General features: G+C 37.9%; 11 protein-coding genes. 1 reads left to right on the plus strand and 10 read right to left on the minus strand.

The features are described from left to right. Positions 1 to 172 precede the first annotated feature (172 nt). The 10 genes from AC1TPB_RS18580 to AC1TPB_RS18625 all read right to left on the minus strand — a co-directional run bounded on the left by AC1TPB_RS18580 (position 173) and on the right by AC1TPB_RS18625 (position 13982). On the minus strand, positions 173 to 1711 hold the full coding sequence (locus AC1TPB_RS18580; RefSeq protein WP_482077897.1) for a glycoside hydrolase family 43 protein: 1539 nt from the start codon (positions 1709 to 1711) through the stop codon (positions 173 to 175). A 266-nt stretch (positions 1712 to 1977) separates the two neighbouring features. Then, entirely contained in the window at positions 1978 to 3726 is a 1749-nt protein-coding gene (locus AC1TPB_RS18585) for a sensor histidine kinase (protein WP_482077898.1), read from the minus strand. Between the two features lie 36 nt (positions 3727 to 3762). Continuing rightward, complete coding sequence (locus AC1TPB_RS18590; protein WP_482077899.1) at positions 3763 to 5391, minus strand: extracellular solute-binding protein; 1629 nt, start codon at positions 5389 to 5391, stop codon at positions 3763 to 3765. Between the two features lie 403 nt (positions 5392 to 5794). Then, positions 5795 to 6097 carry a hypothetical protein gene (locus tag AC1TPB_RS18595; protein ID WP_482077900.1) on the minus strand — a complete coding sequence of 101 codons (303 nt, stop codon included), beginning with the start codon at positions 6095 to 6097 and terminating at the stop codon, positions 5795 to 5797. 31 nt (positions 6098 to 6128) lie between these two features. After that, the gene (locus tag AC1TPB_RS18600; RefSeq protein ID WP_482077901.1) at positions 6129 to 7844 is read right to left on the minus strand and encodes an ABC transporter ATP-binding protein; all 1716 of its coding nucleotides are present in this window, start codon (positions 7842 to 7844) and stop codon (positions 6129 to 6131) included. A 36-nt stretch (positions 7845 to 7880) separates the two neighbouring features. Continuing rightward, a complete protein-coding gene (locus AC1TPB_RS18605; RefSeq protein ID WP_482077902.1) occupies positions 7881 to 8303 on the minus strand; it encodes a hypothetical protein in 423 nt (140 codons plus the stop codon). Between the two features lie 326 nt (positions 8304 to 8629). After that, the gene (locus AC1TPB_RS18610) at positions 8630 to 10978 is read right to left on the minus strand and encodes a glycoside hydrolase family 95 protein (RefSeq protein WP_482077903.1); all 2349 of its coding nucleotides are present in this window, start codon (positions 10976 to 10978) and stop codon (positions 8630 to 8632) included. Positions 10979 to 11143: 165 nt separating this feature from the next. Beyond that, a complete protein-coding gene (locus AC1TPB_RS18615; RefSeq protein ID WP_482077904.1) occupies positions 11144 to 12163 on the minus strand; it encodes a zinc-binding alcohol dehydrogenase family protein in 1020 nt (339 codons plus the stop codon). Positions 12164 to 12196: 33 nt separating this feature from the next. After that, positions 12197 to 13135: an aldo/keto reductase gene (locus tag AC1TPB_RS18620; RefSeq protein WP_482077905.1), complete on the minus strand. Its 939-nt coding sequence runs from the start codon at positions 13133 to 13135 to the stop codon at positions 12197 to 12199. Continuing rightward, positions 13125 to 13982 carry an amidohydrolase family protein gene (locus AC1TPB_RS18625; protein WP_482077906.1) on the minus strand — a complete coding sequence of 286 codons (858 nt, stop codon included), beginning with the start codon at positions 13980 to 13982 and terminating at the stop codon, positions 13125 to 13127. Before AC1TPB_RS18625 ends, AC1TPB_RS18620 begins: the two co-directional genes overlap by 11 nt. Positions 13983 to 14148: 166 nt before the next feature. Between AC1TPB_RS18625 and AC1TPB_RS18630 the strand changes: the two genes are divergently transcribed. Beyond that, positions 14149 to 15030, plus strand: a complete 882-nt coding sequence (locus tag AC1TPB_RS18630) for a helix-turn-helix domain-containing protein (protein WP_482077907.1) — start codon at positions 14149 to 14151, stop codon at positions 15028 to 15030. Positions 15031 to 15154: the final 124 nt, after the last annotated feature.

Here is a 15154-nt window from a genome sequence, read left to right on the forward strand (position 1 = left end):
TTCGTCGATACGCTTCTACGCACAGATTTCGCCATACGCAGGTATCCCAGCTACGAAGGTGGCTTGGTCCCTCCTTCGGTTGGACTTTCACCAACTAGATAATGCGTGCCTCTGGGCACGCCTCAAAATAAAAATCCCCATATCAATTAGATATGGGGGAATAACATCCTAACTATTCATGAAACTGCCAGTAATCAAGCTTGAATAACTCGCTATTGTCTTCTCCTCTAAACACTAAAAATAAATGATGAACACCATCTGCACCTTCAATTTTCGTTTGAAGTTCAGAATACTGATCTGGATCAGTAGCTGCTGGAATGGAAAGTTCTCCTATTAATTTACCGTCTGGACTGTCTAACCGAATTTCAATGCTACTAGCAGCGCTGCCATTAGCCACTGCTGCTGTATAGGAAGACGCACCAACGTTGCCAAAATCAACATTGGAAACTGCTATCCAATCGCCATCATCAATATCCGTTACAACTCTATTAGAAGAAGATTGCTGCGCGTTATCACTAATCTGCTCCGTATTAATACCTGCTTGCCAACCGATAGTCTCGGCTTCCACTCGAACATATGGATTAAATGTTTTCAATTGCTTAATACCTTCATAATCAGCAATGATTTCTTGAATCGTTCCATCTTCATTAAAGAAAACCTGATTCAGATGAGTTGAACGATATCCTTTTGCTACTCCCATTGCTTTAGACAACGTCTGTGCATGATAAGCGATATACCAGCTTCCATGGAATTCAAAAATGGCATGATGATTATTACCACCTACATCAAAGAAGTGTACTGGATTTTTTAGAATTATTCCTTCATACGTCCATGGCCCCATCGGAGAATCACTAACCATATACGAAATTTGACCTGCTTGCGGACTTCCTTCAGGACGAACACCATTGTAGAAATTCGAACAATACGTATAATAGTATTTGTTATTGGCTTTGTTAATTCCTGAGTTTTCGAACATATACGGAGCTGGAATTGGAAGAGCTTCTCCCAGCACACTAATCATATCTTCTCCTAGTTCCATCACTCTAGCAGTGTTCGGCATTGCTTCCTGTCCATCTGGAATACCGCCACCAAAGTAGATATAGCCCTTTCCGTCATCGTCTACTAACACAGCTGGGTCAAACAGCCACGTCACTTTCTCTACACCAGGAGTTTCTCTAGTAAGAAGTGGTTTACCAATAGGATCGACCCAAGGTCCCGTCGGACTGTCACTCATCAATACACCAATATTACTTGCATTATTAGCAAAGTAGATAAAGAATTTATCTTTCCCATCGATCACTTTATGGACTGCAGCTGGCGCCCAAGATTGTGTTGCCCATTTTGCAGCGCCATCTGGACCAGCTGCATCAACAAAGCCATGATCCGTCCAATTGACTAAGTCATCTGATGAAATAACCGAAAGCTTATTAATATTTGCATAAGTATTATCCTTAATATTGCCACTCTCGTCGTACTGAAATACATCATTCGTCGCATAAAGATAGACTCGATCTTCGTATACTAAAGCATAAGGATCTGCTCCGAATTTGTGAGACACTAACGGATTACCGTTCAATATCGTTTTCCCTACCGCTTGAGATGGAGGGGCATAGGAAGGCTTGGATATTGCTCCACTCTCATCAATTTTTTCCTTCTGTTGTGCTGATTCTACAGTCTCTAACGTATCTACCTTTACTTCATCATTCATCATTTCGTCTAGCTCCTTATAAAATAGTTGATTAAAGCCGATTAAAAGTGTCGCAATAATAGCTAATAGAATAGCGACTATTATATATATCTTTTTAGCATTTAATATTATTTATTGCCCCCTTTTAAGCAGAGTTAACATTTTATCTATTAAAGCGTAACGCTTCACTATCGTTGCATCAACCTGCCAAACTGTGGATGAATGACCCTTCAAATTATAGATTTTACCAATCCTTGAAAATGCCCATAAAAAAAGGTAAATATCTCGAGTCACTTTAGCAGCATATCATTATTTATTTGAATACATATAATGACCTTTAATCCTTTAAGTTTACTTCGCTCTAATAAAAGTCCGCTGCCCTCACCATACGTTAATAATAGCCGTCGATGTATGTTAATAATTCCTGTCATTTCATTTTCTTCATCGTTATGCTGGAGTCGATGCTGCAGCGCTATAAGCTGTTCGTCGGTAAGCTGCTCACCATTATCCTCCACAATAATATGGAGCGCATCCAGCTGATAATCAAATGTAATTTTAAGTAAGCCTTCCTCGCTTTTTTTCTCAAGACTATGCTCATAAGCATTTTCTATTATCGGCTGCACAATAAGCCTTGGAACTCTGATGGCATTCATACCTTCTGGCAAATCATCAAATTCCAATCGTATTCGTCTCGAAAAACGAAGCTCTTGAATATCTGTATACATACGCGAATGCTTTATTTCTTCCTTTAGTAAAACAAGATCCTCACCGTTACGAGTAATAAATCGGAAATATTCCCCGAGCATAATTGTAAATTGTTCAATCCGCTCAACATCCCCGATCTTGGCTAAGGAATTCAAAATAAAGAAGCTATTATACAAAAAATGCGGGTTAATTTGAGATTGCAGCTGCTTTAGCTCAGATTTCTGCATCATCATTTTTTGTTTATAATCTTGATCAATTAAACTTGTTAATTTTGTAAGCATATGATTGAAGCGCGTGTATAAATAACCAAATTCGTCCTTTTTTTCATGAACAATCGGACGATCCAATTCTCCTGCTTCCATCCGTCTAAAGCTCTGTACTAGCAATATTAATGGTTTATGAATAAAGCGATACGTAGAATAAGAGAAGACAACAATAGCGATTAGGGATGCGATTGCAAATAACCAAGCCCATTTATAAAAAAAACTTAAAGGTCTTTTTACCGTCTCCTCTGGCAAGTACGTGACTAGCATAAGCTTTAATTTATTAGAATACGCCTTGTCAATATGATACTTTTCTTGATTAACAGATAGCAACGTTAAGTAATCTCTAGATTCTTCATCTTCATTCATATAGTTTTCCACTACATTTGTAGATTCGTCATTACTCATCACTGTATATCCTGAAGAACTGGAAATAAGAAAAGACCCACTGTTTTCATAGATGCTAAGCAACTGTAAAGATTCTTTCAGCTTCTCTGAATCTAATTCAATTTGAACGACATAGTTAGGTAAGTCTCCTTTACCACCTCCATATTTAGAAGCGATAAGTTGAACAGCATCATCTGAATAATATAATCGTTCGCGATTTGTTGAAACATTTGCGATTAATTGTGCATATACTTGCTCATCAAGTTCTATAACAGAATTCAACGCTGAAATTGTTTTGGAGATGCTATAGATATGTATGTTAATATCTTTAATATACGCACTACTATTTTTGAATGATGTAAGTCGATGTATTAAGTAGTTCAAACCCCCTCTTTTTTCCATACTATTCATCTTATCCCATGTCACAGCAAGCTTACTTAATTCACTATCCTCAACTAAATCAAACTGTTGTAGCTCCATCCACTCGATTTCACGTTCTAAATCCTCTAAATAATAGTTTAATTGTGTTACTGTCGCTCTCGAAATTTCTTCACTCGCATTATTATAACTCCAGTTGTACAAATAAAGACCTAGTATAATAATTGGCATAATAACTAGCAAATACGTGAATACTGAACGAAAAAAAATAGTTCCGCGTAGTGATGTTATAGGAAAGTTAAACAAGGTACTACCCCCGAGCCTTTTAATATACCTTTTGGATCATTTGTTTTGTTGATACCAATCATTAGCTTCCATTGTTATTTTGGCTCCACCTAGCTCCTGCCATGTTTCTACAAATTGATCAAATTCATCAATAGAATTACCTAGGATGATATTGATATATGCCTCATGCTGCAGATCGTGCAATATTGATATTCGCTCGATCATCGTTTCAGTTGGAGCACCTGTATATGCTTCATATAATAATTGATCATTAGCTTCATATTGATCAAGGATAGAAAAGGCACCATTCACTCCATACGTCTTGTCCCATCCCCAACCATGATCTTTATCTGTTCCCCCCGCATGGTACAGCTCAATTAACTTTTGAATGGATTGAGCTTCAGCATCCAATCCCGTCCAATCCCCTGTTTGACGAGCTTCAGCTAGCTGACGATAGGCCTCTAAGTTTTTTTGAGCTGGATATGGAGTTACTGGTGATAACTGCCACACAGGATAAGAAGAACTATAATACTCTTTATATTCAGCAGTCTTACCCCAATTTTTCTCGAGATGCAAATTAATTAATTTGACAATTGCTTCTGGCTGCTCTAAGCCTTTACGTACAGCAAAGTATTGATACGTTCTTAATTTTAGTGGAACCTTTGGTAGATTACCGGAAAGAGAAACAATAGGATATGCTTTCCAGTCTGAATCACCATCAAGATTTTGACTGCTTTGCACTACAAACGATCCCCATTGCTCACCATACATCATCCCTATTTTTCCATTAGCAATTTGTTGCTTCACTTTTTCACCATTTTTGAATGAAAACTCGGGATCGAGTTCACCTCTTTTATACATTTGCTGTAATGCCAAAAGTGATTCTTTCACCTCAGGCTGAATGCCACCAAATACAAGATTATCGGAATCATCAACTACCCAAAGTTCAGGATATGCTTCATAACCTGCCATAAAACCTTTAATACTCATAATAGCATCCCATAAATAATTCGTAATGGCTAAGCCAAATGTGTCGTCTTGACCATTTTGATCTGGGTCCATTACTGTAAACGCTCTCGAAATTTCCAATATATCAGTGATCGTTTGCGGTGGATTTAAGCGGAGTTGCTCCATCCAATCCGTTCTTAACCAAATATACATCGCCCCTTCAATAGAGGCATTAGTGTCCGGTATAGCCATTAATTTCCCATCAATTGTAGCAGCATCAAAAATTGATTTTCCTTCTTGTTCTAATATATTTTTAGTCAACGGTGTCGCATAATTGTTGTAAACATCCGTCAAATCCTGAATTAAGCCCTCATTGCTCAATATTCTGAGTTGCTCAGCACTAACTTTAATAATATCTGGAATTTGACCTGAAGAAACGGAGAAACTATGTTTTTGCTTATACAGTTCCCCTTTTGCTGTCCAATCGTAATGGATTGAAATGCCTAATACTTGCTCATAGATTCGGCTCCATCTATTATCTTCTAATGTTTCGTCAGGTAATAAATTTATTAGATCTTCCAAAGCGTCACTTTGTTCACGGACGAATGATAGTTTTATTGGCGGATCATATTTGCTAAGTCCAATCTCATCGTAAACATTGTTATACCCGCTTGATTCTATGAGTTCATCGTTAATATTGATCTTAGTACTGTCCTGCTCACAAGCTATTACTATCAATATCAACCATAGAGTCAAAACTATTAGCTTGACCCATTTTGTCAGCGTTATTCGCAATTTGACTCTCCCCATTCATATTGGATTAATGACACGCCATCACCAATTTTTATCCTCTGTAGCTGTCTAAGTCGATCATACTGATTAGATATTTCGGTCCATCCACAATATCTACCACTTATTGTAAATAATATAGAGACCCCTAACGATTATAGAAAGCGCATACAATTAGTTAGGTATTATTTTTCTGCTTATAATGTACAGTAGGTTAAGCAACATTAACATACTTTAACAGGTTTAATCTTGAAATAATACCCATTAAAATATAGATAAAACTGAGAAAAGGATTGATACATGTGGCCAATGATTCCTTGCAGCATGCAATAAAAACAAGTAAAGGCTTTTATTATCTATTAGATTCAATTAATGAAAGATCATTATATAATATGTAAATATCAACACTTCTCCTAATATTGAGATTACTATTCGTTATCCCAAATATAGATACCCCTTTAATAACCATAGGAAGATTGCCTATTCCTTTATTCTTCAACTCCCTATTCAATTCGCTTATTGCCTTCAAATGTTTATGATTATATATTGCATTTTGTATCAGCAAGCTAATTTTGTCATAATCTTCCTTTTCAGCTAGTTCATAAAAATAATATAATAGCATTTTCTTTAATAACTTAGAAACACGCTTATCCATCTATTTCTCCTTAGTAAAAGTTTTAATTTGATTAAAAATTTTGAACCTCATACATCCTTCTAAACATACCTTCCTTCTCTATTAATTCCGACAATGTACCAGATTCTATAATTTTCCCATCTTCAATAACAACAATAATATCAGCATTTTTAATTGTCGATAGCCTGTGTGCAATGACCAGAACTGTCTTTGTACCTTTTATCTTGATTAAAGCTTCATTAATATTATTTTCAGTTATCGCATCAAGTGCAGAAGTATACTCATCAAGCAGCAACATTTTTGTGTCTTTCATTAATGCTCTTGCAAGTAATATTCTTTGAATCTCACCGCCAGAAAAATTCTTTCCGTTATCAATTACTAACGTGTGTTGCTTGTTAGATAGTTTTTCGATTACCTCTCCCAAGTTAGCTACGTCTATAGCCCAATTAAGACTTTCCTTTTCGACTAACGTCAAGTTCTCATAGTTTTTAGGATAAATAATATTATCAATAACACTTCTATTCCAAAGCATGCTAGACTGTTGATAATAGCCTACATACTCTCTTAAGCTTAAAGTATCATATTCTGCTATATTAATACCATTAATCGCTATCATACCTTCTGATGGGGTTTCATTTTTATGAATCATCTCAAACAATGTTGTTTTACCCGATCCACTAATCCCTACAATTCCAACGAATGTCCCCGGACTTATCTTCATATTAAGATTTTGTATACCGTTCTCTTCTTCTCCATATGTAAATGATAATCCTTTAAATTCTAAACTAGGAACTATCGAGAAATTTGGAACTATCGTGCTTGATTCAAGCTTTTCTTCATAGAATAAATCATTTATATTTTGGGATATTAATTTAATTCTTCCAATATCCAGCGTAGTAGTAAATAATGATTTAAACACACTAAAAAGTCGCGGCAATATTACTATAAAAGCAAGCAGTGTACCTGTTGAAATATTATTCTGCACAATCAAATATAAGCTATAACCATATACAATTCCCGTCACGAGTGAAATAATAAGATCTGAAAATAAATTAAGAATTAAATTATGGAATACATCCGTTTTTTTAGAAACAGACATCACTTCATTATTCCACGCATCCCATCTTTTAATTTCTTCTTTTTGACCATTGCTCACATGAACAGATTTTATGTTGGTAAAAAGATCAGTAAGATAATTTACTCCGTTGTCAAGCAATTGGAAATAGTTAGTTTGTAGGTTATTCGTATACTTACGAATCCTTTTAAATAAAAGCGTGAAAATTGGAAATGCAGTGATGGACAATATCGTTAGTTCAACACTCATAGACACCATAAATACTAATGTCGTAGCTAGCAATATAACATTAGATATCACGCTAGTAGCGGTGTTAACCAATAACACTTCGCTTAATTGCCCTATTTGCGAGGTAATTCTATTAATTATTTCTCCTTTCCCAATTTTATTGATTGCTGAAGCTTTAGTATTCAGTAAATGTTTGAACAAACTAATCCTTATTGATTTAGAAATTTTATTACCTAAATCTTTTGTGTAGTATATAATAAAACTGTTTATTAAAGTGAACACAATAGGAGCTAATACAACTATGATTATAAATATGATTCCCAGCTTCAGATCTTTATTTGGCAAGACCTCATCGAACAACTTCTTGAACGCCATTGGCTGAACAATTGAGATTAATGATACAATTATATTAATCAAAAAAATAAAAACTAATGTGGCAATATTTTTTTTGATAACATGTAGCACAATCCTTTTTATCAAGTAAAACACAACCTTCGCTATTCAATATTTTGCTAATATATAATGAAAGTCCGAAATATCATTAAAATCGTTTATGACAACATCATTGTATTCCACCCATGAATGAAATTCATAATAATGAGCGAGATCATCCCCCGCTTGATCTAGAAGTTGATCTGTCGAATTTAAAAAACTGTTATTTGCGATTCCATCTTCACTGCCGCAGGTAGTGTATAACAATTGAAGTTTATGCGGACATGACGCCAGACTTGCTCCAAGAGTCTTGCCATCACTCGACGTAGGAGCATTTGAAAAAACTCCCACATAATCGAACAAATCTATCATTCCAGGGGCAAGTACAGTCTTGTAGAGCCCGTTGTTCCACGGACTCTCTGTTCTAGTGATTAGCGTAGAATCATGTCTATAACCCCCGAGAATCAAGTTCAGCGCTTGCATTCCTCCCATTGACAGCCCGACAATCGCTCTTCGCGTGCGGTTATATATTATTCCTTCAGATGATGAATCGATCGTTGACCTGACCGCTACCTCTTAACCATTCATATTGATCCCCCCTACACCATGAAGTAAATACAATACATTGTATTTCACGGATTTGTCGTTTGGGTCATAACCTGCAGACAAGTAAACGTTACACGCCTTCAATAGTGGCTCTCCCGTAACGGTTTCTCTTGTTCTCCAGACTAATTAATCATTAATGAAAACGATATCATTACATCAATACTATCACGTGGCTTAAGGGTCTAATAACCTTTCAAATTATATATATTTTCTTATACCGGTAATACTGTATATACAATTCCTTTCATTGCCTGCCATTCCGCTACACATGAGCCCTGATCATATATAAATAGCGTATCTTGCTCACGTGCTTGAATACGGACAGGAAGACTGGTGCGGATGCGGCATTGTGTAGTTGATTCTGTCGCACATATGCGTGCGTATTCCAAACTATGATCCCTCCAAGCAACGTCAACAGTGAAGCCACCCCGTGCACGTAATCCTTTCATATATCCCTCTTTCCAAGCCCTCGGCAAAGCTGGTAACAATCTTAGCTCGTCACAATGACTTTGCAATAACATTTCAGCAATTGCGGCAGTCGCCCCAAAATTTCCGTCAATTTGAAAAGGTGGATGATTATCCAGTAAATTAGGAAGCATCGAATGCGAAAGTAGCGCAACAATATTATCATAAGCCAGTTCTGCTTCCTCAAGCCTTGCCCAGAAGTTAATAATCCATGCTCTACTCCAACCCGTATGCCCTCCACCATTTGCAAGCCGCTTCTCTAATGTTATTTTTGCAGCCGCCGCCAAGTCTGGTGTTTTATGTACTGAAATTTGACTTCCTGGATGCAAAGCAAATAAATGAGAGATATGACGGTGACCGGGCTCTTCTTCCACATATTCCTCCAACCATTCAAGCAATTGCCCCTCGCTTCCAATTTCATCTTGTGGTAAACGTGAGTATACTTGCTGCCATTGCTTACGTAACGATGCATCACATTGAAGTAGCTCGGACGCCTGAATGCATGCTGCAAATAGCTCCCGCAAGATTTGACTATCCATTGCTGGTCCTTCACTGATCGTCCCTATTTCACCATTAGGTAGAATATAGGTGTTTTCAGGTGATACAGAAGGGCTAGTTACTAATAAACCATCTTTAGTTTCAATGAGAAAATCAAGAAAGAATTGTGCAGCCTCCGTTAAGATCGGATACGCCGTTTGTCTTAAAAAGTCTTGATTTTGAGTAAACAAAAAATGCTCCCACATATGCAAGCTAAGCCACGCTGCTCCCATCGGCCAATACGTAGCAGGTACATATCTGTCCTGTGGGGCAGTATCTGCCCAGATATCAGTATTATGATGTGCAACAAAACCACGGCAGCCATACATTTTCTTTGCTGTCACCCGCCCATTAACACGCATTCGTTCCAGAAGATCGAACAACGGCTGATGACATTCTGATAAATTACAGCTCTCTGCAGGCCAATAATTCATCTGTGTATTGATATTAATCGTATATTTGCTATCCCACGGCGGTAGCATATGTTCATTCCAAATTCCCTGTAAATTTGCCGGCAACGAGCCTGGACGGCTAGATGACAGCAATAAATATCGACCGTATTGATACAATACTTCGATTAATTGCAAATCTTCTTTGCCATCCTTTACTCTCTCCAAGCGCTCATTCATAGGCACAGCACTTACATCTTCCGTTGCTTTTAACTTGAATTCGACGCGGCTAAACAATGAATTGAAATCTTCAACATGTTGCTGCCTTAATTGCACATAACTTATACGCGCAGCTTTTTCCAATTGTTGCAATACATACTGTTCAGGGCTGTCATGTCGGAATGAAGTTGCTGCAGCAAGTAATAGCAATACACGATTCGCATTTTTGACAATGAGATGCTCACCTATAATTTCCACCTCTCCACCATCGGCTATTAAGGTTACTCCAGTACGAAAACTTGAACCATCAGCCCCTCCACATTCGCCCTTCATCATTAGCGTACATGTATTCACTTTTGATACGACTTCATAGTGACGATTACTTCCACGCGTTAATCTAACACGAAAATGATGCGCATTCGGTCGATCAGCTGTAAAATGGAAAGCCATAACATTATGATGATAACTGGCAAAACTTTCTCTGCGATAAGAGATCCCATATTGTTTATAGCTGCTGGTAACAATTCCACTTGACATATCCAAGTCTCGTAAATAATGTTCAATTTCACTCGATTCCAACGTTTTCTCATTGCTAACTGCTACTTCATGACTTGCGGCAGGCGAAAAAAATTGGATGTTCAAATCACCAAGCGGCATGTAATGACGTTGCGCTTCTGGTAATCCAGACAATGCTAACAATGATAAATCTTCCGCTCGATTTAATTCACCTGCTCGGATTGCTTCACGGATAGTCTGAAGATGGTCCAATGCATCAGGATTATTACGATCACGTGGCCCCCCATACCAAACACTATCTTCATTCAAAGCAATTCTTTCCTCAATGGGATCGCCAAATACCATCGCTCCCATAAATCCGTTACCAATAGGCAACGCCTCATTCCAGTTAACTGCCGGCTTATTGTACCAAAATTCAGACTTTGCTTTCATCATTATCCTCCTAATTTTAATCCCGTCATTAAGTGTCTAGCCATTTAGAACATATTCAATAATTCCCCAATACGAAACCGTGCCTTTTCATTACTAATTTGAAGCAGTTAGATGAATCTAGCTAAGCGAGACTGACATAAGCCAACACCCTCAAGAAAGCGTTGTCGATTATAACTCTACAATTGCTTTTATTACCTTAGATTGAGGCAGCAACCACTCCTCGAAAGCCTCCGTCAGCTGCTCAAACTTGCAGCGATGTGTAATATATTGCTCCGCTACAATATGCCCGAGTGACATTGCCTCTATAACTGTCTCAAAATCTTGTCGAGTAGCATTACGACTGCCCAATAATGTCAGCTCCTTACGATGGAAGTCAGGATCATGAAATGTAATATCCCCTTTAAACAGACCTACATAAATCAAGCTTCCACCATGCGACGTATAATCAAATGCATTCATCATGGATTGGGCATTCCCAGTTGCATCAACTACAACGCTCGCAAACTGATTGGCTGTAAGTTCTGCGACTTTTTGTATTGGATCTTGTAAGGCATGGACCGTATATGCAGCATTTCCCCATGATTCTGCAAATTTTAAGCGCTCTTCATTAACGTCCATAGCAATCGCTTTAGCCCCCATACTGTGTATAAGCGCCATAATACCAAGTCCAATGGGTCCTGCACCGATAACGAGTGCTGTTTGACCTGCCTGCAATCCTGAACGAGCGATGGCATGTGCACCGATTGCCAGTGGCTCCAGCAAAACAGCTTGATCTAAGCTAAGCTCATTTGTTTTAATGAGATAATTAATCGGTACCGCTACTCTCTCCTTCATTCCACCATCAATATGAACACCAAACACTTTCATTTCATTGCAGCAATTGAATTTCCCCTGCAAACAAGCTTGACATAGACCGCAATGAAAATACGGAATAATGCTTACTTGATCGCCTTCCTGTAATCCAAGATCATTGTCGCTAATCTGTATAATCTCGCCTGCAAGCTCGTGTCCAAGAACTCGCGGATATGTAAAAAATGGCTGATTGCCTCTATACGCGTGATAATCTGTTCCACATATTCCAATGCGTCGAATCTGTACAACTGCATAGTTTTCTTTCAGCTTAGGCTCTGGCAGTCTTTCATGTATTACAAGCCTGCCAACCTCTTCACATACAATCGCTTTCATCATACATCCGCCCCTTAAATATACTCTTGCCTGTTCTTATAGCTGCTCATTGTACTCAGAACGTCCACTAGTCCAACTAGCATTAGCAATCGGCTTTAAAATTTCCATAACTTCCTTAAGTAGCTGCTGATCTAATTTTTCCTCAACCCATGTAGCATTTTTAGTTATATTTTGCGGATTAGCAGTACTTACTAGCGTTGTAGGGATTTCAGAATTCGCTGTTGAATACTGAACTGCAAGCTTCGCAATATCATAACCGTGCGTTGCACAATAATCTGCTGCCTGCCTACAAATTTTCTTGACTAACTCACTAGCTGGGTGCCAGACAGGTATTGGTCTTGTGCCTAATAGTCCCATAGACAAAGGAGAGGCATTGACCAAACCTACATTTCGTTCCTCTAGCAAAGGCAGTAGCGCTAGCAAAGAGTTGTCATTTAGAGCGTAATGACAATACGATAATATGCAATCTATATTGATTTGTGGAATTAATGTTTCAAATAACTGGATTGGCAGTCCGCTAATTCCACAATAACGAATTTTCCCTTGCTCCTTTAGACGATGAAGAGTTGGAATTGCTTCTTCTATAATAATTTCTGCAGGTACAAACTCGATATCATGTAAAAACAAAATATCGACGTAATCTGTATTTAATCTAGCTAGACTTTCATCTACGCTTGAAACAATCTTCACTGCTGAAAAGTCAAAATTGCTCTCACCATATCTCCCAGCCTTGGTCGATAAATAAAATGTGCTACGATCAAGCTCCTTAATCACTTTCCCCAGCACACTTTCTGCCTTCGTCAAACCATAATAAGGAGCAACATCAATATAATTAATCCCCTGATCGAGCGCTGTATGTACCGTTCGAATGCTCTCCTGCTCATTCGTATTACGAAATACGGATCCTAGTGATGAGGCTCCAAAGCTTAGCGCTGAAACCTCCATATCAGTTATACCTAGCTTTCTATACTTCATCTTGCTCCCCCTTATTTACGAGATTATAAAAAATTGCTGCATTGGAACCAAATAGTCTTGCCTGTTCTTCAGCTCCCCAAGCTTGCGGCAAGGCTGATTCAACAATATGGATAACCTCATCGTAGCTTGCAGCAAGCAAGCATACAGGCCAATCGCTACCAAACATAACCCGTTCAGTGCCAAAGCAGTGCAATATATGCTCAATATAAGAAGTAAATTGCTCGTAGCTCCAGTTGTCATGATCAGCTTCTGTCGCCATGCCAGATAGTTTGCAGTATATTCCTTTATACTGAGAAACGAGGCTCATTTGCTGTGACCATCGATCAATATCTCCTTCTGCAATGTTTGGTTTTCCAATATGATCGATAACCGCCTTCATAGTAGGAAAAATTTCAAGCAACGCAATAATTGTATCCAACTGGTTAGCAACGACAAGCAAATCCAATGGAATTTCTCGCTCCACATAGTATTCAATTTTATAAATAATTTCTGGATCAAGTACCTTTGTACTATCCTCCATATCCTGAAGCATGAGGCGTAAGCCTACTAGCTTGGAATACTGCTTAAGCTCAGTATACTGTACTATATGATCACCATTAAAAAAGTCAATCCAGCCCACTACTCCAAGTATAGAAGGAGTTTTATCTGCTAATTGTAAAATGTATACACTTTCCTCTAATGTTGGTGCTGCCTGCACTAAAATACTTCCAGCTAGTTGATGCTTTTTCAAGTGGAGTGATAAATCAGGAGGCAAGAAATCGCGATACAGAGTCGTTAACTGTGGAGTTATCCAGCCATAATCTCCTCTTTTAATAGACCAATAGTGTTGATGAGCATCAATTCTCATACTAGCTCAGCTCCTTCTCTAAATGACTCTTGACTACCGAGACGGCTAACAGTTATTACAATGCTATCATTGTAAACTACAAATATTGATAGTGTAATGTCTTAAAATTGCGTTTTCATCACATAATTTGATATTATATACTAAAACAAGTGAAGGTGATTGTATCATGGCCATCCGAAAAACATTTGAAAGCAACGTATTATTTCCATTTGAGCTTGTCCATCAAGCCAAGAGACAGCAAGAGAATGAGCTGCCGGATCATTTTCATGATCATTATGAGCTTGTCTATATACACGAAGGAAAAGGTGTATTTTTTATTGATCACTTATGGTATGAAAAACGTAAAGGCGACTTTTTCCTCATACCTGGAAATACGATACATCACTCGCTACCTGATGATGAAGAACCCATTGTATCATCTGCTATTTTTTTTGCTCCCTATTTAATAAATTCGCTTCCACACGATCCCAATTATTTCTCTCTCGCTTGCTTCGAATATGCAAAACAAAAAAAGCTCTACAAGCTAGATCTACCTGAGCAAGTGAAAACAATTGTAGAAGCCTCACTTTTCAGTATGTCAAAGGAGTGGGAACAGCGTCCAGTTGGCTATCAAAACGCGATATGTTTGATACTTGGTCAATTGCTACTCCAGCTTAATCGTATTACAAACTCAAGTTCTTTCAAACAAACAGCCAATTCACGCTATAGTCCCTCGTGGATGCTTTCCGCTTTGCAAACTATTGATCAGCATCCTGAGCGCGAACATAGCCTAGTTCAGCTTGCAAAAGATGCATCTGTTTCAACAGCTCACTTCTCCAGAGTGTTCCGACAGCTAACGACGATGAATGTAACCAATTACGTCAACACGAAACGAATTGTCAAAGCCAAACAACAACTATTGGAAACTGATCACACTATTGAATGTATTTCTGAACTCTGCGGTTTTCAAACGGCTACTCATTTTTATCGCGTATTCAAGCAAATTACAGGTGTCACACCTAGGCAATATGCCGATACTACCTATAAAACATCCTTTAAACTGTTATAAACCTTCTATATTTCCCCAAGCTGTGTGGTTGAAGCTAGTAAAAAGCAACATTTTTACATATGTAAGCAACGTTTTACTATAGGATTCACTTTCTTGCATATGCTTAAATATGTTTATAGCTTCT

The sequence above is a fragment of the Paenibacillus sp. Y951 genome (assembly GCF_056786395.1).